Origin of the sequence: Streptomyces sp. NPDC048142 (assembly GCF_043202835.1) — a bacterium.
In the GTDB taxonomy this organism is placed as follows: domain Bacteria; phylum Actinomycetota; class Actinomycetes; order Streptomycetales; family Streptomycetaceae; genus Streptomyces.
Genome location: NZ_JBIDBC010000039.1, coordinates 16457 through 35829, shown reverse-complemented (window position 1 = coordinate 35829; position 19373 = coordinate 16457). Strand labels below are relative to the sequence as shown.

At 70.6% G+C, this 19373-nt stretch carries 17 protein-coding genes and 1 pseudogene; 7 read left to right on the top strand and 11 right to left on the bottom strand.

Features of this window, described 5'->3' with window-relative positions; translation table 11 throughout:
• Nucleotides 1-174: 174 nt before the first annotated feature.
• The 7 genes and pseudogenes from ACGF2Y_RS32375 to ssd form a co-directional block, all read right to left on the bottom strand.
• Nucleotides 175-675 (bottom strand): annotated as a pseudogene (locus ACGF2Y_RS32375) (Rv3654c family TadE-like protein); the annotation flags it as partial.
• A complete protein-coding gene (locus ACGF2Y_RS32370) occupies nucleotides 672-1133 on the bottom strand; it encodes a TadE family type IV pilus minor pilin (RefSeq protein WP_392954843.1) in 462 nt (153 codons plus the stop codon). The gene ACGF2Y_RS32370 and the pseudogene ACGF2Y_RS32375, both read right to left, overlap by 4 nt.
• On the bottom strand, nucleotides 1120-1386 hold the full coding sequence (locus tag ACGF2Y_RS32365; protein WP_392954841.1) for a DUF4244 domain-containing protein: 267 nt from the start codon (nucleotides 1384-1386) through the stop codon (nucleotides 1120-1122). The genes ACGF2Y_RS32370 and ACGF2Y_RS32365 overlap by 14 nt, the downstream gene beginning before the upstream one ends.
• 112 nt (nucleotides 1387-1498) lie before the next feature.
• Nucleotides 1499-2335, bottom strand: a complete 837-nt coding sequence (locus ACGF2Y_RS32360; RefSeq protein ID WP_392954839.1) for a type II secretion system F family protein — start codon at nucleotides 2333-2335, stop codon at nucleotides 1499-1501.
• Nucleotides 2332-3252, bottom strand: coding sequence for a type II secretion system F family protein (locus tag ACGF2Y_RS32355; protein ID WP_392954837.1), 921 nt, complete (start codon nucleotides 3250-3252; stop codon nucleotides 2332-2334). The genes ACGF2Y_RS32360 and ACGF2Y_RS32355 overlap by 4 nt, the downstream gene beginning before the upstream one ends.
• Nucleotides 3249-4397, bottom strand: a complete 1149-nt coding sequence (locus ACGF2Y_RS32350) for a TadA family conjugal transfer-associated ATPase (protein ID WP_392954835.1) — start codon at nucleotides 4395-4397, stop codon at nucleotides 3249-3251. The genes ACGF2Y_RS32355 and ACGF2Y_RS32350 overlap by 4 nt, the downstream gene beginning before the upstream one ends.
• Nucleotides 4394-5530 carry a septum site-determining protein Ssd gene (ssd, locus tag ACGF2Y_RS32345; protein ID WP_392954833.1) on the bottom strand — a complete coding sequence of 379 codons (1137 nt, stop codon included), beginning with the start codon at nucleotides 5528-5530 and terminating at the stop codon, nucleotides 4394-4396. Before ssd ends, ACGF2Y_RS32350 begins: the two co-directional genes overlap by 4 nt.
• Nucleotides 5531-6033: 503 nt before the next feature.
• On the opposite strand from ssd, the gene ACGF2Y_RS32340 reads away from it, so the two are divergent.
• The gene (locus ACGF2Y_RS32340) at nucleotides 6034-6879 is read left to right on the top strand and encodes an HAD family hydrolase (RefSeq protein WP_392954832.1); all 846 of its coding nucleotides are present in this window, start codon (nucleotides 6034-6036) and stop codon (nucleotides 6877-6879) included.
• 673 nt (nucleotides 6880-7552) lie between these two features.
• On the opposite strand, the gene ACGF2Y_RS32335 is transcribed toward ACGF2Y_RS32340, so the two are convergent.
• On the bottom strand, nucleotides 7553-8377 hold the full coding sequence (locus tag ACGF2Y_RS32335) for an oxidoreductase (RefSeq protein ID WP_392954830.1): 825 nt from the start codon (nucleotides 8375-8377) through the stop codon (nucleotides 7553-7555).
• Between the two features lie 102 nt (nucleotides 8378-8479).
• Between ACGF2Y_RS32335 and ACGF2Y_RS32330 the strand changes: the two genes are divergently transcribed.
• On the top strand, nucleotides 8480-9475 hold the full coding sequence (locus ACGF2Y_RS32330) for an ATP-binding protein (protein WP_392954828.1): 996 nt from the start codon (nucleotides 8480-8482) through the stop codon (nucleotides 9473-9475).
• 201 nt (nucleotides 9476-9676) lie between these two features.
• Here ACGF2Y_RS32330 and ACGF2Y_RS32325 read toward each other — a convergent pair whose 3' ends face one another.
• The gene (locus ACGF2Y_RS32325) at nucleotides 9677-11089 is read right to left on the bottom strand and encodes a hypothetical protein (protein ID WP_392954826.1); all 1413 of its coding nucleotides are present in this window, start codon (nucleotides 11087-11089) and stop codon (nucleotides 9677-9679) included.
• Between the two features lie 450 nt (nucleotides 11090-11539).
• On the opposite strand from ACGF2Y_RS32325, the gene acs reads away from it, so the two are divergent.
• The 5 genes from acs (at nucleotide 11540) to ACGF2Y_RS32300 (ending at nucleotide 17178) form a co-directional block, all read left to right on the top strand.
• Nucleotides 11540-13534: an acetate--CoA ligase gene (gene acs / locus ACGF2Y_RS32320; RefSeq protein WP_392954824.1), complete on the top strand. Its 1995-nt coding sequence runs from the start codon at nucleotides 11540-11542 to the stop codon at nucleotides 13532-13534.
• Between the two features lie 274 nt (nucleotides 13535-13808).
• Complete coding sequence (gene nhaA, locus ACGF2Y_RS32315) at nucleotides 13809-15221, top strand: Na+/H+ antiporter NhaA (protein ID WP_392954822.1); 1413 nt, start codon at nucleotides 13809-13811, stop codon at nucleotides 15219-15221.
• A 40-nt stretch (nucleotides 15222-15261) separates the two neighbouring features.
• A complete protein-coding gene (locus ACGF2Y_RS32310) occupies nucleotides 15262-15792 on the top strand; it encodes a phage holin family protein (protein ID WP_392954820.1) in 531 nt (176 codons plus the stop codon).
• Nucleotides 15789-16859, top strand: a complete 1071-nt coding sequence (locus ACGF2Y_RS32305; RefSeq protein ID WP_392954818.1) for an alpha/beta fold hydrolase — start codon at nucleotides 15789-15791, stop codon at nucleotides 16857-16859. Before ACGF2Y_RS32310 ends, ACGF2Y_RS32305 begins: the two co-directional genes overlap by 4 nt.
• A gap of 115 nt (nucleotides 16860-16974) precedes the next feature.
• The gene (locus tag ACGF2Y_RS32300; RefSeq protein ID WP_392954817.1) at nucleotides 16975-17178 is read left to right on the top strand and encodes a hypothetical protein; all 204 of its coding nucleotides are present in this window, start codon (nucleotides 16975-16977) and stop codon (nucleotides 17176-17178) included.
• A gap of 39 nt (nucleotides 17179-17217) precedes the next feature.
• Here the strand turns inward: ACGF2Y_RS32300 and ACGF2Y_RS32295 are convergent, their stop codons facing one another.
• Complete coding sequence (locus ACGF2Y_RS32295; protein WP_392954815.1) at nucleotides 17218-18423, bottom strand: MarP family serine protease; 1206 nt, start codon at nucleotides 18421-18423, stop codon at nucleotides 17218-17220.
• 91 nt (nucleotides 18424-18514) lie between these two features.
• Nucleotides 18515-19345: an NUDIX hydrolase gene (locus ACGF2Y_RS32290; RefSeq protein ID WP_392954813.1), complete on the bottom strand. Its 831-nt coding sequence runs from the start codon at nucleotides 19343-19345 to the stop codon at nucleotides 18515-18517.
• Nucleotides 19346-19373 lie beyond the last annotated feature (28 nt).

Genomic DNA, 19373 nt, shown 5'->3' with positions numbered 1-19373 from the left:
AACACTCGGGCCGGTCGAACGGCCGGTCCCAGCGGTCGTTCCCCTCGGTCGTGCCCTAGCGGCCCGCCGGACCCCGACGCTCCTCTCGGACACCGTGTCGCGGGGAGCGGTTGGGGGGCCGGCCCGGGCCCTGACGGCGGGTTCGTAGGGACCGAACCCCGAACGGGCGGTCACATCGGCGATCTCCCCGTGCACCGCGCAGCGAACGAGCACGGCCCCCTGCGCCAGGGCTACTCGCCGGGCCGCCTCGCACGCGACCACCGCCCCTTGCAGCGCCCGGTCCGCAGCCGCGAGGGCCGCCAGATCCGCTGCCCCGCCTGCCCGGTGACGGGCAGCCACGGCCTGCCCCATCGCGAGCACCACGGCGAACACCGTGCACAGACCGGCCGCGGTGACAGCCACCCACACCGTCGCCACACCCCGGTCCGAGGTCCGGTCCACACCCCGGTCCGAGGCCCGTTCCACGATCCGGCTCCTGCCCTGGCCCGCACCCCGGTTCCCGTCCTGGCCCGCCTCCCTGCCCACTCCTCGGCTCGCCGCCCGGCCCACTCCTCGGCCCACGCCCCAGCCCCTGTTCGCGCCCTTGCCCACGCCGCGGCCCTGGCCCCACCGCCGGAGCACGTCCCGACGACGAAACCCATCCAGCCCCCGGTCCTCGGTCCCTCTCGCTCTCATGGCCCGGCACCCCCCACCGTGTCCTCCGCCAGGGCAGCCGCCTCGGCACTCAGGGTCAGGGCCAGCAAGCCCGGCCCCGGGGTCGGCGCCTCCACCCGGACGCGCCACAGGTCTCCCGCCCGCCCCACCTCGACCCGGGCACCGTGGGGCGCCGCCTCCCGCACGGCTTCCAGCACAACCGCCTCCGGCTCCGAACGGGCAGCGGCCCGTGCGCCCACCCGCGCCGCGTCCACGCAACGGATCTGGTCCGAGGCCGCCATCAGCGCCCACAGCAGTGCCATGGCGAAGCCCACCAACACCGGGATCACCACGGCCGCCTCCGCCGTCACCGCGCCCCGGTCGCCACACCCGTCGCCGTTCGTGGCCCGGATCCGGTGCCGGCCCCGGGGAAGGTCGCGGTCCGACACCACGGGCCCCTTCCCCGGGCAACGGCCCCGGGCGGTCTCAGAACTTCGCATCGAGCGCGTCCTCGACCAGTGACTGCAGCGCCGACAGCACCGGCCCGCTGTTCACCACCTTGTAGAGCACCGCCGCGAAGGCACACGCCGCGATGGTCCCCACCGCGTACTCCGACGTGGTCATCCCTCGATCGGAGCGGCCGAGCCGCCCCGCCCACCGTGCGGGCCACTTCACCGGCCGGCCGGGAGCCCCTGTGGACAGCCGCCCCCTGCGGAGAACATCGACCGCCCGGTTCCAGAACTTCGTTTCCATTTCATCCCCCGAAGAGCATCGATGACGATCGGGCGCCTGAACGGAACACCCGTGAGTGATAGCGAAAGCAAGTGACCACCGGGTCACTGCCGGCCGCGAAACGCGCGCAGCCTCAGCGGCCCGGACGGCCGGTCGCAAGCAGGTCGCCGGCCAGGCCGATGATCACCGGTGCCACCCCGACCGCCAGGAAGGCGGGGAGGAAGCAGAGGCCGACCGGCGCGGTGATCAGCACCCCGGCCCGTTGCGCCCGTGTCACCGCCGCAGCGGCTCGCTCGGCGCGCATCGACTCGGCCAGCCTGGCAACCGGCTCGGCGGCCGGGGCCCCCGTCGAGCCTGCCCGGTGCAGGCAGCGGGCCAGCGGGCCTGCGCCCGGTATCTCCGCGAACCGGCCCCATGCCTCGGCCTGTTCGCCGCCGAGGCGGATCTCTGCGGCAGTTCGGGCGAGCCGATCACCGACCGGGCCACCGATGGATTCGCCCACCACCTCGGCCGCCTCCCGGGGACCTGCCCCGACCGCGATACAGGCGGCCAGCAGATCCGCGGCCAGGGGAAGCTGCCCGGTGATCACGGCACGCTCCGGATGGGTACTGCCGGGACGCGGCCGGGCTCGCTGCCGGCGCCACGTCCCGTACGCCGCGGCCGAACCGACGGCGCAGCCCATCGCACCACCGACCAGAATCCATCCGGTCAGCCAGGCCCCGGCCGGAGCCGCCCACCGCCGAGCGGCCTCGGAAAGACCGGAATCACCGCTCGACCGGAGCCGTTCGATCGTCCGGCTCCACCTGCCGGGCCGTGCGGCCGTAGCCATGCCCAACAGCAGCGCGCCACGCCCGCGAACCGCTCGCTTCCGATACCTGGCGGCAGTCACGACTACCAGCTGCGCCGCCGCGCCCAGCACCGCCGCCGACATCCCCAGGCTGTGGAGAACTTCTCCGCCCACAGCATTCACGCCGCCTCCCCTCCGCGAACGATCCGGCAGGCCCAGAACAGCCCGGCCGCCTCCAGGAACGCGCCCACCGCCAGACAGGCCAGGCCGCCCGGGGTGTGCAGCAGTACGCGCAAGGGTTCGGCTCCGAGGGCCGCTCCCAGCCCCAGACCCGCGACCGGGAGCAGTGCCAGAACCACGACCGTCGACCATGCTCCCGCCAGTTGGGCGCGCAACTCCTCCCGTCTGCGCCGATCCTCCCGCAGCGCGGACTCCAGGCGCTCCAGCCCGGCCGCAAGGCCTGCCCCGCCGTCCACAGCCACTCGCCAGCACGCGGCCATCCCGGACAGACCCCCCAGACCCGGGCCCTCCGCCGCCTGCCGCAGCGCTGTCGGCACGTCGCCGCCGAACCGCGCCGCCGCCAGCACCGCGGCCTCCCCCTCTCCCAGCCGACTGCCGGAAGCGACCGTCGCCGAAGGGTGGTCCTCCTCCATGCCTTCGCGCAGCGCGACCAGCAACGCCTGTCCCGGCTCGCGGCCGGCCCGCAGCTCCCCGACCACCGATCCGCACAACGCCGCCACCGCGATCGCCGCCTTCTCCGCCTCCCGCGCTCCGGCCCGCCTCCGCAGCCACCGGCGTACCAACGGGACGGCAACAGCTCCCGCGACCAGCGGCAGCACCGAACTCCCCAGCACCGCAAGCAGCACCGCCACCGGAACGCACCACCACTCCCGACGTCCCCGGGCTGCCTCCGTCACGCGTCCCCGGGCCTTGAGCAGACAAGGGAACCGACCCCACTTCCGAAGCGGCTCGGGCGGAGTGTCCACGAACAGCACCCGTGCCCGCCGCACCCCCGGGTCCCGCATCATCGCGAGCCACACCGCCGAACCCACGCAGAGAGCCACCGCGTGGGCCCCGTACGCGGACGTTTCCCCCGTCACAGCGCACCTCCGATCAGCGACCGCAGCCGTTCCCATCCCCGCTCCGGAACAAATCCACCGACGCCCCAGCTCAGGGCCGGAACCGTGCGCACCAGACCTGCCGCATCCCGCTCCAGGACGTGCACCTCGGCGACCCGCCGTTGCCCCGCACGGTCCCGCAGGAGATGCACGACCACCGAAAGCGCGGCTGCCAACTGGCTGTGCAGGGCGACCCGGTCAAGGCCGGCTGCGGTGCCCAGCGCCTCCAGCCTGGCTGGGACATGCTCGGCGGCGTTGGCGTGGACGGTGCCGCACCCGCCTTCGTGTCCAGTGTTCAAGGCGGCCAACAGCTCGGTGACTTCGGCGCCTCGCACCTCTCCGACCACCAGTCGGTCGGGACGCATGCGCAGCGCCTGCCGCACCAGATCTCGCAACGTCACCCGGCCCGCGCCCTCCTGATTGGCCGGGCGGGACTCCAGGCGGACCACATGCGGGTGGTCCGGCCGCAGTTCGGCGGAGTCCTCGGCGAGCACGATCCGCTCGTTCACGCCGACCGCGCCCAGCAGACTGGCGAGGAGCGTCGTCTTGCCCGCTCCGGTACCGCCGCTGATCACGTAGGAGATCCGCGCTTCCACGAGGGCCCGCAGGATCCGGTCGCCGCCCGGTGGCACCGTGCCCGCATCCACCAGCTCCGCCAGGGAGAAGGCCCGCGGCCGCACCACGCGCAGGGAGAGGCAGGTCGAGCCGACGGACACCGGAGGCAGTACGGCGTGCATCCGGGTGCCGTCGGGCAGTCGTGCGTCCACCCAAGGCCGTGCGTCGTCCAGCCTCCTGCCGGCCACCGCGGCGAGACGCTGGGCCAGCCTCCGGACCGCCGTCGCGTCCGGGAAGGTGACGGCCGTCAGCTGGAGTCCGCCGCCCCGGTCCACCCACACCCGGTCCGGTGCGGACACCAGCACATCCGTCACCTCCGGATCCGCGAGCAACGGCTCCAGCACCCCCGTGCCGACGAGTTCGCCCCGCAGCTCTGCCGCGGCGCCGAGCACCTCGGCATCCCCCAGCAACCGCCCCTGGGCCCGTAGCGCTGCGGCGACTCCGGCCGGAGTGGGCGCGGTGCCGCTGCGTGCCAGCCGCTGGCGTACGGCGTCGAGCAGTTCGTCCGTCATCCCCTCCCTCCCCCGGGCAGGCCGGTCATCGGGCTGGTGCCGCCGGCCTCCGCCACCTGTTCCCAGAAGGCCGAACAGAACCGGGCCAGCGGGCCCCGGGCGCTGCCGCCGGGCGGGGTCCCATCGTCCTGGGAGACCAGAAGGTCTGATTCCAGGGGAAGTTCACCGACGAGCGGAAGGCCTGTGGCCTGGGCGACCCACTGCCCGTCCAGACCTGCCGCATACGGGCCACGGGGCACCACCCGCAGGTCGTCCAGCACCATTCCGGCCGTGGACGCGACGCGTTTGGCCGCCGCGACCGCGCGCAGTTCGCCCGGCACCACGAGCAGGCCGAGATCGAGTTGGGCCAGGGCTTCGGCGACTCCCTCGTCGACCCGGCGCGGGAGGTCCACGACCACCACCCCGCCGAGCCGGCGCGCGGCGGCGAGCACAGCCCGCATCGCCTGCGGCGGGATCACCACCTCGTCGTCGCGCCCCCAGCTCAGCACCCGAAGCCCGTGGAGCGCGGGCAGCGAGTCCTCTAGGGCTCCACCGCCGAGGCGTCCCTTCGACTGCGCGAAATCCGGCCAACGCATACCTTCGGCGCGTTCACCACCGAGCAGGACGTCGATCCCGCCTCCCAATGGGTCGGCGTCGATCAGCATCGTCCGCCGACCGGACCTCGCCGCACTCACGGCAAGCGCGCAGGCCAGTGTTGATGCGCCGGAGCCGCCCCGGCCGCCCATCACGCCGACGGTGAGCGCGGGCCGCCCCACGCCTTCGGCGGCATTGGCGATCTGGTCAACGAGCCAGCTCTCGGAATCGGGCAGTCGCAGCACATATTCGGCCCCGATCTCCACCGCCCGCCGCCACACGTCCGGGTCGTCCTGGTCCCGGCCGACCAGCATCACCCCCTTCCGGCGGCCGGCGCCCCGGCATCGGGCGGCGGCGTCGTCGCCCACCAGCACCATCGGAGCCCGTTCCCAGCCACCACCACGCGCGGGCGGACCGTGATGAACCTCCGGCTCGGCTCCGGCCGCCGCGCACAGCCGCAGCAGGTCGTCGAGCAGCTCCACGTCCTCCGTCACGATCAGCGGGCCTCCGCGGCACCACTCGGCGACCGCCGCCCCTTCTCCTGCCAGGGATCCAGCCACGATCTCCGCCCCCTTCTCACTGCCCCTTCAGTGCGGTTCGCGGTGTTCTCGAACGTTTCCGAGATGCGCGATTCCGGCACCCGCGGACTTCGCGGGTGGAATCAACGTGCAGCACCGCGGAAAAACATGTGGATCTTGATGAAAAACTGTGGACAACCTGGTGGTTGTGAATAACTCCGTAACCCATACCAGCGACTTCCGCAGCGCAGCCCTTTGGCTACACACTGTGACGAGACGAGTCGCACTACGCCCGGCTCGCACGATCAGGCCGATGGTGGCCAGACGGGAGACTCAGGTGATTCCCACCCCGAAAACGCGTCCGGACATGCGACGACCCCCGCCGGGGGGGGAGAGCGGGGGTCGTCCCCACGGCCGACTCGGGGGGGGGGGAGGAGTCGGACCGGGTTAGCACGGTCGCGAACGATCCGTGACTTCCATGGTGTACCCGAGGGCCTTCTCAGGCAAACCCACGCGCCGGATTTTACGCCGAATGGTGGGCCCCTATGCTCAGCGTTGTGGAAAACTGCTTCTCACCGCGCACAGCAGCCTTCTTTGACCTGGACAAGACGGTCATTGCGAAGTCTTCGACACTGACCTTCAGCAAGTCCTTCTACCAAGGCGGACTGATCAACCGCCGCGCCGTACTGCGCACTGCGTACGCACAGTTCGTGTTCCTCGCCGGGGGCGCCGATCACGACCAGATGGAGCGGATGCGCGAATACCTCTCCGCGCTCTGCAAGGGATGGAACGTCCAGCAGGTCAAGGAGATCGTCGCCGAGACCCTGCACGACCTGATCGATCCAATCATCTACGACGAGGCCGCCACCCTCATCGAGGAACACCACACGGCAGGACGCGATGTGGTCATCGTTTCGACCTCGGGCGCCGAAGTCGTCGAACCCATCGGCGAATTGCTCGGAGCCGACCGAGTCGTCGCCACTCGCATGGTCGTCGGCGACGACGGCTGCTTCACGGGCGAGGTCGAGTACTACGCCTACGGACCGACCAAGGCTGAGGCCGTGAAGGCGCTAGCGGTCTCGGAGGGGTACGACCTTTCCCGCTGCTACGCCTACAGCGACTCGGCGACCGATGTACCGATGCTGGAGTCGGTCGGCCACCCGCACGCGGTCAACCCCGACCGTGCGCTGCGCCGCGAAGCGACCCTTCGCGAGTGGCCGATTCTCGTCTTCGACCGCCCGGTCCGGCTCAAGCAACGCCTGCCCGCCTTCTCGATGCCACCCCGCCCCGCTCTCGTGGCGGCGGCCGCTGTCGGCGCGGCGGCCGTCACCGCGGGGCTGGTCTGGTACGCCAGTCGTCGACGTACCGCCGGCGCCACCCTGCCGGGGTGAAGCGGAACGGGGCGGAGTGAGGCGGAATGAGGCGGGGCGGAGTAACGCCGGGCCAGGGCAGGGCGAAGCGAGGCGAGGTGGCTCGGGACGGGGCGAAGCGGGGCGAGGTGGCTCGGAGCGAGGTGGCTCGGGACGAAGCGAGGCGGGGGGAGGCGCTCCGCCGAGACGTTCCGGCGGGTCTCTCCGCCAGGTTGCTCCGCCGGGGCGCTCGGACGCTCTCGTCCGATTCACCCTTGTTTGAACCTAAAAGTAAAGAAGCGGAGCCAGGGGTTTCCCTTCCCCTGGTCCTGGAGTACAAAGGATTTAACGGCCCGCGAGACCAAGGACATCCGCGAGGATGACCTGTAGCGCAGAACGGCCCCACGGACCGAGCACGAAAGTCGAGCACCCACGCGACGTCGACCCGTCGATTACGGGCCAGCCGCACCAGGTGACGGGCAAAGTACCCGACCTGATGGGCAATTTACGAGGACGCTTGGTAACTGGGCGGACGTGCCAGCGGCGGTACCGCACATCGGTACCGCCGCAACCCTTCCCCGGCCCGTCGCCAACCCTTGCCCGGTCCATCGCATCGGCCGCCCGGGAATCGACTCCCACCGACGCCCGAGGCCCGTGTCCACCACGTCGGCCCTCCAGACCGCGCCGCACCGCCGACGACTGTCGCGTCGGACCCTCAGGCGGCGCCGCGCTGAAGTGCCTCGCACACCGCGGTCGACTCGCGTACGCCGAGTTCGATCGAGCGCCCGCAGTGGGTGATCCAGGCGGCCATCCCCTCCGGGGTTCCGGCCGTGTAGCCCTCGAACGCCGCGACGTAGGCCGCCCGGCCCTGTTCCGCATGCCCCACCTCGGCGGGGCAGATCGACTTCGGGTCCAGTCCGCTGCCGATCAGCACGATGCGCTCGGCGGTCCGGGCCACCAGACCGTTGTGCGAGCCGAACGGCCGTAGCGCCAGCAGTTCACCGTGCACCACGGCGGCCGTGATCAGGGCGGGGGTACTGCCGCCCGCGATGATCAGCCGCGAGAGCCCTTCGAGTCGTCCGGCGACCTCCTCCGCCCCGGGCAGCGGTGCCTCGATCAGCGGCTCGTCGACGGACTCACCCGCCAGCCGGGGACGCCCCACCGCGTCGTCGGGAGTCGCCCCGCCGGCCGCCACCAGATGCAAGCGAGCCAGCACCCGCAGCGGCGACTGCCGCCAGATGGAGAGGAGTTGACCGGCTTCCGCGGTGAGTCGCAGCGCGGCGCCGACCATGCGCGCCTCGTCCTCGCCACTGAAGTCGGTGCGGCGACGCACCTCTTCGAGATTCCAGTCCGCGCCGGCCAGCGCGGCCGAACCGCGAGAACCCCGCAGTGCGGCTTCGGCCGTGACCTCATTGCTGCGGCGACGCATGACGCGATGACCGTAGACCCGGTCGACGGCCTTGCGCACGGAATCCACGGCATCGGGCACGCCGGGCAGGGAGCCGAGCGCGGCAAGCGGGTCTGAGGCAGTCGTACTCATAAGTAGCGAGGCTACGCGCCCACCACACCCGGACCACCCCCAAGTGGCCTTCTTCACGAAGAATGACAGCGCACCGCAATGATGCCGCTACCCTAGGTGAACATGAAGATCGCTTTCGTCGGGAAGGGCGGCAGCGGAAAGACCACGCTGTCCTCGCTCTTCATCCGCCACCTCGCCGCCAACGAAGCCCACGTCATCGCCGTGGACGCCGATATCAACCAGCATCTGGGGGCCGCGCTCGGCCTGGACGAGCCGGAGGCCGCCGCGCTGCCCGCCATGGGCGCGCATCTCCCTCTCATCAAGGACTATCTGCGGGGCACCAACCCCCGTATCGCTTCCGCCGAGACGATGATCAAGACGACTCCGCCCGGCGAGGGCTCCCGGCTGCTGCGGGTCCGAGAGGACAACCCGATCTTCGAGGCCTGCGCGCGTACGGTGCGGCTCGACGACGGGGACGTCCGGCTGATGGCGACGGGCCCCTTCACGGAGTCCGATCTCGGAGTGGCCTGTTACCACTCCAAGGTCGGGGCCGTGGAGCTCTGCCTCAACCACCTGGTGGACGGTCCGGACGAGTACGTCGTGGTCGACATGACGGCGGGCTCGGACTCGTTCGCTTCGGGCATGTTCACGCGCTTCGACATGACCTTCCTGGTCGCGGAGCCGACCCGCAAGGGGGTGTCGGTATACCGCCAGTACAAGGAGTACGCACGCGACTTCGGCATCGCCCTGAAGGTCGTCGGGAACAAAGTGCAGGGCCCGGACGACCTGGAGTTCCTGCGAGCGGAGGTCGGCGACGATCTGCTGATCGGGGTCGGCCACTCCGACTGGGTACGGTCGATGGAGAAGGGCCGGCCGTCCAGGTTCGAGCTGCTGGAGGCCGACAACCGGATGGCCCTGCAAGCGCTGCAGGACGCCGCCGAGGACTCGTACGGGCTGCGCGACTGGGAGCGCTACACACGCCAGATGGTGCACTTCCACCTGAAGAACGCCGAGAGCTGGGGCAACGAGAAGACCGGATCCGACCTGGCCGCCCAGGTCGACCCCGCCTTCGTACTCGACGAACGGCATGCCGGAGCGGGCGTGACCGCACCCGCCTGAGGCGTCACGCGGGGCCGCCACGTCCGCCGCCTCCACGTCCGCCGCCTCCATGTTCGCCGACTCCCTGCTCGCCGCCCCGCGTTCGTCGGCCACCGGAAAGATGGCCGACGAACGATGCGATGCGGTGAGGTTCGGTGCCATGCGGTGAGGTGCGGTGAGGTGCGGTGCGGTCAGCCGGCGTTTCGGCTGGCCGGACCTGCGTCAACCGTTGTCCTGAGCCTTCTCCGGAGCCTTGTCCTGATCCTTCTCCTGGGCCTTCTCCTGGGCCTTGTCGGCATCTGCCTCCGGAGCCTTCTCCGTGCCCTTGTCCGCGGGCGGGGCGGCGGCCGACTGGGTGCCGAGGTAGGACGACCAGCCTGTCTTGGGCGCCTCGCCAACGCCGAGCGTGGTCAGCTTGGCCAGCGTCTTCGGGTCCTGCGCGTCCAGCCAGTCGGCGAGCTGCCGGAAGGACACACAGCGCACGCCCTCCTTGGTGCAGACCGTCGCGATGGTCTCCTCGATGGCGCGCATGTAGGTGCCGCCGTTCCAGGACTCGAAGTGGTTGCCGATGATCAAGGGCGCCCGGTTGCCGCTGTACGAGCGGTCGAAGGCCTGAAGCAGCCCGTCCCGCATCTGGTTCCCCCAGTACTCGTGCTGGGAGGGGTCCCCCTGGGTGGTCGTGCCGGACTGGTTGACCATGAAGTTGTAATCCATCGAGAGGGTCTCGAAGGCGCGGCCGGGCATCGGGACGAGCTGGAGCGGAATGTCCCAGACCCCGTCCTTCTTCTGGGGCCAGACCTGGTTGCCGACGCCGCTGGAGTCGTAGCGGAAGCCCATGGTCCGGGCGGCGGCGACCATGTTCTTCTGGCCTTCGAGGCAGGGGGTGCGGGCGCCGATCAGTTCCTTGTCGTAGTCGAAGGGGAGCGGGGCCTCGCCCTTCAGCTCCGGAACGTTGGTCTTCCAGCTCTTGACGAAAGCTTTCGCCTGGTTGATTTCGCTCTTCCACTCATCGACGGACCAGGTCCCGACGCCGCCGTCCTTGCCGCAGAAGTGGCCGTTGAAGTGGGTGCCGATCTCGTTGCCCTCCTGCCAGGCGGCACGGACCTCGGCGAGGGTGTTGCGGATGCCCTCGGTGTCGTTGAAGCCGATGTCGGAACGGCCCGGCGCGTGCTGGGGCGGGTTGTAGAGGTCCTTCTTCTCCTCCGGCAGCAGGTACACGCCACTGAGGAAGTACGTCATGTTGGCGTTGTACTTCTTGGCCACGCCGCGGAAGTACGAGAAGAGCTTCTGGCTGTCCTCTCCGGCGCCGTCCCAGGAGAACACCACGAACTGCGGAGGCTTCTCGCCGGGCGCCAGACGTTCGACGGCCGGCATCTTCGGCTGGACCCCGGTGAAGGCGGTGGATCCGTCCCCGATGAGCTTGACCGCGTTCTTCGGAGCAGCGTCCGGGGGGTTCTCCTTGGCGCCGTGGGCGCCCTTCTCCGCGTCGGCCCCCGAACCCCCGGACGCGGACCCTCCAGAGCCGGATCCGGAGCCTGCCTCCGCCCCCGCCCCTGCTCCGGAACAGCCCGCGAGAACGGCGACCAAGGCCGTGGTCATGACGCCCAAGGCGATCCTCTTCGTGGCGGCCATCATCCGCCCACCCTCTTCCTTGCAGGTTATTTGCGTCGAAGTGCCGACACGGCGCGGCCAAATTCGCACGCGATCCCACACAGCCAGGGCGACATACCGAATGAAAAGCTGCCTATTCACTTATACGAGTTGCTGACTGGGCCAAACGCCGTGCCCGCCCGGACGTCTTCGACCTGAACCGGAGGAGCCCCGGGCCCGTGCAACCAGATGCCCCCGTTCCGCATCGCCTCCCCAACACGCACACCACCCCACACCACCCCCACATCACCCCGGATCGCCACCGGATCGCCCCTGAATCACCCTCGGCGCACCACGCGGGACGGAACCGCCATGCGCCACACGCCGTACGACAACCCTCGACATCGGAGCGGGATCATGGCTCCATAGATGAAGACACAGGTCTAAACCAATTCCCGGCAGGCACTTGTCACCCGGCCTCGCGCCTGATGAGCTATGCGCCGGGACACAACGGACACCCTGGGACTGGGAGAAGTCGTGAGCAACGAGAGCCTGGCCAACCTGCTTCGGGAAGAGCGGAAATTCGCTCCGCCTGCCGAGCTGGCCGCCAACGCCAACGTCACCGCAGAGGCGTACGAGCAGGCCGAGGCGGACCGGCTGGGCTTCTGGGCCGAGCAGGCCCGCCGCCTGACGTGGGCCACCGAGCCGACCGAGACCCTCGACTGGAGCAACCCGCCCTTCGCGAAGTGGTTCGCGGACGGCAAGCTGAACGTCGCGTACAACTGCGTGGACCGCCACGTCGAGGCGGGCAACGGCGACCGGGTCGCCATCCACTTCGAGGGCGAGCCGGGCGACAGCCGGGCCATCACCTACGCGGAGCTGAAGGACGAGGTCTCCCGGGCCGCCAACGCGCTGACCGAGCTCGGCGTCGGCAAGGGCGACCGGGTCGCCGTCTACCTGCCGATGATCCCCGAGGCCGCCGTCGCGATGCTGGCCTGTGCCCGCATCGGCGCCGCGCACTCCGTGGTCTTCGGCGGTTTCTCGGCCGACGCCATCGCCGCCCGCATCAAGGACGCGGACGCCAAGGTCGTCATCACGGCCGACGGCGGCTTCCGCCGCGGCAAGCCGTCCGCGCTCAAGCCCGCGGTCGACGACGCCGTCTCCCGTTTCGAGAACGTCGAGCACGTCCTCGTCGTCCGCCGCACCGGTCAGGACACCGCGTGGACCGAGGGCCGCGACGTCTGGTGGCACGAGATCACCGCCCGGCAGTCCGCCGAGCACACCCCCGAGGCCTTCGAGGCGGAGCAGCCGCTCTTCATCCTCTACACCTCGGGCACCACCGGAAAGCCGAAGGGCATCCTGCACACCTCCGGCGGATACCTCACGCAGGCGTCGTACACGCACAACGCGGTCTTCGACCTCAAGCCGGAGTCCGACGTCTACTGGTGCACCGCCGACATCGGCTGGGTGACCGGGCACTCGTACATCGTCTACGGGCCGCTGGCCAACGGCGCGACGCAGGTCATGTACGAGGGCACCCCGGACACCCCGCACCAGGGGCGTTTCTGGGAGATCGTGCAGAAGTACGGCGTCACGATCCTCTACACGGCGCCGACGGCGATCCGTACGTTCATGAAGTGGGGCGACGACATCCCCGCGAAGTTCGACCTGTCCTCGCTGCGCGTCCTCGGTTCGGTCGGTGAGCCGATCAACCCCGAGGCGTGGATGTGGTACCGGAAGAACATCGGCGCCGACAAGTGCCCCATCGTGGACACCTGGTGGCAGACCGAGACCGGCGCGATGATGATCTCGCCGCTGCCCGGTGTGACGGAGACGAAACCGGGAAGCGCCCAGCGTGCCCTGCCCGGGATCTCGGCCACCGTCGTGGACGACGACGCCAACGAGGTGCCGGACGGCGGGGGCGGCTACCTCGTCCTCACCGAGCCGTGGCCCTCCATGCTCCGCACCATCTGGGGCGACGACCAGCGGTTCATCGACACCTACTGGTCGCGTTTCGAGGGCAAGTACTTCGCGGGCGACGGTGCGAAGAAGGACGAGGACGGCGACATCTGGCTGCTCGGCCGGGTCGACGACGTCATGCTCGTCTCCGGGCACAACATCTCGACGACCGAGGTCGAGTCCGCGCTCGTCTCCCATCCCTCGGTCGCCGAGGCCGCCGTAGTCGGTGCCGCCGACGAGACGACCGGCCAGGCCATCGTGGCGTTCGTGATCCTGCGCGGCACGGCGACCGCCTCCGACGAGCTGCTCGCGGACCTGCGCAGCCACGTCGGCACGACGCTCGGCCCGATCGCCAAGCCCAAGCGCGTACTGCCCGTCGCCGAACTGCCCAAGACCCGCTCCGGCAAGATCATGCGCCGGCTGCTCCGCGATGTTGCCGAGAACCGCGAGCTGGGCGACGTGACAACGCTGACCGACTCCTCGGTGATGGACCTGATCACCACCCAGCTGCCGTCCTCCTCCGAGAACTGACACCGAGGGCCGAGGGCCGAGGCCGCGGAATCACCCCGTACGGCTCCGATGGGCATCCGGCAACGCGCCGGGTGCCCATCGGGCATTTAGTCTGAAGATCACCTATTAAGACCCCCTCTTCATGCCCCCGGTAGAGTGGGCGCTTCATCGCTTCATCGCTGCTCAATCGCGTCATCAACAACTCCAGAGAACATCTCCACAGGGGCGCCGGGAAGTCTGGTCGGCACATCGATCAGTCATGCCCTCATGCCGCTCCGACCCGGAGGTCCCTCTCGTGGCACCGCCCAACCCGTCCACTCCCACCCCGCCCCAGCGCCCGCTGTTCGGCAGGCTCTCCCTCCCCGAGCGGAACTACGTGGCGGAGGCACTCCGCACCGAGACCGTCGGCGGTGTGCTGCTGCTGGTGGCGGCGGTCGCCGCACTCATCTGGGCCAACACCTTCGGCGGCTCGTACGAGACGGTCAGCGACTTCCACTTCGGCATCGACGCCATCGGCCTGGACCTCTCCGTGGCGCACTGGGCGGCGGACGGACTGCTCGCCGTCTTCTTCTTCGTCGCCGGCGTCGAGCTCAAGCGCGAGCTGGTGGCGGGCGAACTCCGCGACCCGAAGGCCGCGGCCCTCCCGGTGGTGGCGGCCCTGTGCGGCATGGCGGTGCCCGCCCTCGTCTACTTCCTCACCGTGATCGTCGGCGGCGGCTCGACGAACGGCTGGGCCGTCCCGACAGCCACCGACATCGCCTTCGCGCTCGCCGTCCTCGCGGTGATCGGCACCTCCCTGCCGTCCGCGCTGCGGGCCTTCCTGCTCACCCTGGCCGTCGTCGACGACCTCTTCGCGATCCTGATCATCGCGGTGTTCTTCACCTCGGACCTGAACTTCGTGGCGCTCGGTGGGGCCGTCCTCGGCCTGGCCGTCTTCTACCTCCTCCTCCGCTTCGACGTCCGGGGCTGGTACGTCTACGTTCCGCTCGCCCTGGTCATCTGGGGCCTGATGTACAACAGCGGCGTCCACGCCACCATCGCCGGTGTCGCGATGGGCCTGATGCTGCGCTGCAGCCGCCGTGAGGGCGAGAAGCACTCCCCGGGCGAGCACATCGAGCACCTGGTCCGCCCGCTGTCGGCCGGGGTCGCCGTCCCGCTGTTCGCCCTGTTCTCGGCCGGGGTCGCGCTGAACGGCGAGGCGCTTGCGGGCGTCTTCACCCGGCCCGAGGCGCTCGGCGTCGTCCTCGGTCTCGTCGTCGGCAAGACCGTCGGCATCTTCGGCGGCACCTACCTCGCCGCCCGCTTCACCAAGGCCGAGCTGAACAAGGACCTGGCCTGGGCCGATGTCCTGGCACTCGCCTCACTCGCCGGCATCGGCTTCACCGTCTCGCTGCTCATCGGCGAGCTCGCCTTCGAGGGCGACCCGGAGATGGTCAACGAGATCAAGGCCGCCGTACTGCTCGGTTCGCTGATCGCGGCCCTGTTCGCCTGTGTCCTGCTCAAGCTCCGGGTACGCAAGTACAAGGAGCTGTACGAGGCCGAGGAACTGGACGAGGACGGATCCGGGGTACCCGACATCTACGAGCAGGATGATCCGGCGTATCACCTCCGCATGGCCGCGATCTGTGAGCGCAAGGCGGCCGAACACCGCCGTATCGCCGAAGAGCGGGCGGGGGCAGCGCGCAACGAGCCGAACAGTCCGGCATGATCTGACATCGGATGTGTCGGACACGGAGAGGGAGTCAGGGATGAGCGACCCCGGCAATTACGCGGGCAGTGCGGACCGCAGCATCGGGCAGCTGGTCGCCTCGGCGACGGCCGAGATGTCCGCGCTGGTGCACGACGAGATCGCCCTGGCCAAGGCGGAGGTGCGCCAGGACGTAAGACGCGGGGCGATCGGCAGTCTGGCGTTCATCATCGCGGGCGTGCTGGCGCTCTTCTCGATCCCGGTGCTGAGCTTCGCCGCGGCGTACGGGATCCACAACCTGGGCCTCGGGCTCGCCTGGTCGTTCCTGGTCGTGGGCGTGGCGTTCATCCTGCTGGGCGTGCTGCTGGCGTACCTGGGCGTCCGGAAGCTCAAGAAGATCAAGCCGCCGGAGAAGTCCATCGCCTCCGCCAAGCAGACCGCCGCCGTCCTGCAGAAGGCGAAGCCGCACCCGCGCGCGTCGATCGCGGCCGACGCGATCATCGAGCGCTCCGGCAGCACCCTGTCGGGGAAGAGCGTCGAGAGCGGCTCCGGTAAGGACGAGGCCGCCACTGTGGCACGCTCGTCCACATGACCGTTCCCGATTCCAGCGCATTCGGCCCGACGGGTCCGGTGGGCCCGGAGGGTCCGGCCGACCCGTCGGGCCCGGCCGACCCGGCAGCCCAGGTCGGCCGGGCAGCCCCGGCCGGCCGGACCCCGAGCCCTGCGGGCCGGACCGCCCCCACCGGGGGCCCGGTGCGCCTCGACGGCCCCTGGACCCACCGTGACGTGGCAGCCAACGGTGCGCGGTTCCACATCGCCGAGATGGGCGAGGGGCCGCTGGTGCTCCTGCTGCACGGCTTCCCGCAGTTCTGGTGGACCTGGCGTCACCAGATGACCGCGCTCGCCGACGCGGGCTTCCGGGCGGTCGCGATGGACCTGCGCGGGGTGGGCGGCAGCGACCGCACGCCACGCGGTTACGACCCCGCCAACCTGGCCCTCGACGTCACCGGGGTGATCCGCTCCCTCGGTGAGCCCGACGCGGCCCTGGTCGGCCACGACCTCGGCGGCTACCTCGCCTGGACGGCCGCCGTGATGCGGCCCAAACTGGTCCGCCGGCTCGTCGTCTCCTCCATGCCGCACCCGCGCCGCTGGCGCTCCTCCATGCTGTCCGACTTCGCCCAGTCGCGGGCCGGTTCGTACGTCTGGGGCTTCCAGCGCCCGTGGCTGCCGGAGCGGCAACTCCTCGCGGACGACGCCGCCCTGGTGGGGGACCTCATCCAGGACTGGGCAGGCCCCCACACCCCGGAGTTCCCCGACGAGGAGAGCCTGGACGTCTACCGACGGGCCATGAGCATCCCCTCCACCGCCCACTGCTCGATCGAGCCGTACCGCTGGATGGTGCGGTCGATGGCGCGTCCGGACGGGATCCAGTTCAACCGGCGGATGAAGCGTCCGGTCCGGGTGCCCACGCTGCACCTGCACGGGTCGCTCGATCCGGCGGTCCGCACCCGTAGTTCCGCGGGGTCCGGCCAGTACGTCGAGGCGCCCTACCGGTGGCGACTTTTCGACGGTGTCGGGCACTTCCCGCACGAGGAGGATCCGATCGGCTTCTCCACCGAACTCATCAACTGGCTCAAGGACCCCGAGCCCGACCGGTAGCCGCCCGCCCGGCGTGGGCACGCGCGTCCGACGAACAGCCAATTGCCTGCCGCATAGGCCAATTGGCTGACTCGCACACGATTACCGACCTTGGGTCACGGGCAGACGTCGGGGTATGGGCTGGACGCACGACTTCACTGACGAAGCACGCAACCGCCGCTCCACCGCGTCAGCCGGTGTGAGCACTCACGAGGGGGGCGGCCCCCGGGGCCGGGTGCACGATGTGCAGGACCTTCACCGTTCCCGTCTCGGGATCCCGCGCATCCTCCGCCGTCGGGCCCGCTGGGTCTCGGCACGGCTCCGCCACCCCCGTGACTGACCCTCTCCACGGCCGTGCTGTACGGGGGCGGGACAGCCCTCAGAGGGCACAGCCCTGGCTGTCGACCTGCTGGTTGGCCGTGCGGCCGATCTCGATGTCCTCGCGGATCTCGTCGGCCGTCAGCGCGTAGCCGGTGTCCGGGTCGTCGAGCGACTTGGCGAACACCACTCCGTACACCTTTCCGTCCGGAGTGAGCAGCGGGCCGCCCGAGTTGCCCTGGCGCACCGTCGCGTAGAGCGAGTACACATCGCGGCGCACCGTGCCCCGGTGGTAGATGTCCGGGCCGTCGGGGTCGATGCGGGCGCGGACGCGGGCCGAGCGCACGTCGTACGCGCCGTTCTCGGGGAAGCCCGCGACGATCGCGCTGTCGCCGGTCTCCGCGTCGTCGTCCGGGCCGGTGAACTGCAGCGGCCTGGCCCGGAGATCGGGGACGTCCAGGACCGCGATGTCGCGCTGCCAGTCGTAGAGGACGACCGTCGCGTCGTACAGCCGGCCCTCGCCGCCGATCTGGACGGTGGGCTCGTCCACGCCGCCGACCACGTGGGCGTTGGTCATCACCCGGCGCTCGGCGAAGACGAAGCCGGTGCCTTCCAGGACCTTCCCGCAGCTCGGGGCCGTCCCGACGACCTTGACGATCGACTCCTTGGCGCGGGCCGCGACCGGGCTGCCCACGAGGGCCGGGTCCGGGGCCTTGACCTCGGTGATCGGTTCGTTGGCGAACGGGCTGAAGACCTGCGGGAAGCCGTTCTGCGCGAGGACGGAGGAGAAGTCCTGGAACCAGCTGGGCGCCTGTTCGGGCATCACCCGGTCGACGCCGAGCAGGACCGAGGAGTTGCGGACCTCCTTGCCGAGCGTCGGCAGCGAGGTGCCCGCCAGCAGCAGGCCGATCATCCAGGCCACCAGCAGCATGGCCACCACATTGACCAGGGCGCCGCCGGTGGCGTCCAGGGCGCGCGCGGGCGACCAGGTGATGTGCCGGCGGAGTTTGTTGCCCAGGTGAGTGGTGAAGGCCTGGCCGACCGAGGCGCAGACGATCACGATGACGACCGCGCCGATGGCGACCGCGGTGGAGACCTCGGCGTCCTCGGTCACCCGGTCCCAGATGACCGGCAGCGCGTAGACAGCGACGAGCCCGCCCCCGAGGAAGCCGATCACCGACAGGATGCCGACGACGAAACCCTGGCGGTAGCCGATGACCGCGAACCACACGGCGGCGAGCAGCAGCAGGATGTCGAGCACGTTCACCGTCTGTAGCCTCGCAGTTTCGTCACCTGGCCCGTCGGTGGTGACGGGGTCCGGGCCGGGCCCGGAACAGCGCAGCAGGACAGCCAGCGTGTCATGCGCGCCAGTCGAGCGGCACCTGTCTGGACCTGTCCCAGGGGCGTTCCCATCCCGCGTAGTGCACGATCCGGTCGATCACTCCGGCCGTGAAGCCCCAGACCAGGGCCGATTCGACCAGGAATGCCGGGCCGCTGTGGCCGCTCGGGTGGACCGCCGTGGCCCGGTTCACGGGATCGGTGAGATCCGCCACGGGGACCGTGAAGACCCGGGCCGTCTCGGCCGGATCGACCACCCCGACCGGGCTGGGCGCGCGCCACCAGCCGAGCACGGGCGTCACGACGAAGCTGCTGACCGGGATGTAGAGCCGGGGCAGCACGCCGAAGAGCTGTACGCCCCGGGGGTCGAGCCCGGTCTCCTCCTCGGCCTCGCGCAGCGCCGCCCGCAGAGGCCCGGTGGTGGCCTGGTCGCCGTCCTCGGGATCCAGTGCGCCGCCGGGGAAGGACGGCTGCCCGGCGTGGGAGCGCAGGGTCCCGGCACGCTCCATGAGCAGCAGCTCGGGACCGCGCTCCCCCTCACCGAACAGGACCAGGACGGCGGACTGCCGGCCCGCCCCGCTCTCGGGCGGCAGGAAGCGGCTGAGCTGCTGCGGCCGGACGCTGCGCGCGGCGCGGGCGACGGGGTCGAGCCAGGCGGGCAGTCCGTCGGTGGTGACGGCGACGGCCACGTCGGGCGCACCGCCCCCCTGGCCCGCCCCGCTGCCCCGGTCCGCCCGGCTGCCCAGCTCCGGTCCGCTGCCCTGCCCAGGCCCTCTGCGGCTTGCCTGCCCCGGCCCCTCGGCGGGGTCGTTCCTGGCGTGCGTCGTGCCGTGTGTGTACGCGTGCGTCATAGGCACCCCCGTCGTTTCACAACAACGC

What these genes read in the sequence shown, in the direction of transcription:
- ACGF2Y_RS32290 (WP_392954813.1), bottom strand. Translation starts at nt 19,345, where the DNA reads ATGACGCACGCGTACACACACGGCACGACGCACGCCAGGAACGACCCC.
- ACGF2Y_RS32340 (WP_392954832.1), top strand. Translation starts at nt 6,034, where the DNA reads ATGCTCAGCGTTGTGGAAAACTGCTTCTCACCGCGCACAGCAGCCTTC.
- ACGF2Y_RS32310 (WP_392954820.1), top strand. Translation starts at nt 15,262, where the DNA reads ATGAGCGACCCCGGCAATTACGCGGGCAGTGCGGACCGCAGCATCGGG.
- ACGF2Y_RS32335 (WP_392954830.1), bottom strand. Translation starts at nt 8,377, where the DNA reads ATGAGTACGACTGCCTCAGACCCGCTTGCCGCGCTCGGCTCCCTGCCC.
- ACGF2Y_RS32305 (WP_392954818.1), top strand. Translation starts at nt 15,789, where the DNA reads ATGACCGTTCCCGATTCCAGCGCATTCGGCCCGACGGGTCCGGTGGGC.
- ACGF2Y_RS32365 (WP_392954841.1), bottom strand. Translation starts at nt 1,386, where the DNA reads ATGGAAACGAAGTTCTGGAACCGGGCGGTCGATGTTCTCCGCAGGGGG.
- ACGF2Y_RS32350 (WP_392954835.1), bottom strand. Translation starts at nt 4,397, where the DNA reads ATGACGGACGAACTGCTCGACGCCGTACGCCAGCGGCTGGCACGCAGC.
- ACGF2Y_RS32325 (WP_392954826.1), bottom strand. Translation starts at nt 11,089, where the DNA reads ATGATGGCCGCCACGAAGAGGATCGCCTTGGGCGTCATGACCACGGCC.
- ACGF2Y_RS32370 (WP_392954843.1), bottom strand. Translation starts at nt 1,133, where the DNA reads ATGCGAAGTTCTGAGACCGCCCGGGGCCGTTGCCCGGGGAAGGGGCCC.
- ACGF2Y_RS32330 (WP_392954828.1), top strand. Translation starts at nt 8,480, where the DNA reads ATGAAGATCGCTTTCGTCGGGAAGGGCGGCAGCGGAAAGACCACGCTG.
- acs (WP_392954824.1), top strand. Translation starts at nt 11,540, where the DNA reads ATGCGCCGGGACACAACGGACACCCTGGGACTGGGAGAAGTCGTGAGC.
- ACGF2Y_RS32300 (WP_392954817.1), top strand. Translation starts at nt 16,975, where the DNA reads ATGGGCTGGACGCACGACTTCACTGACGAAGCACGCAACCGCCGCTCC.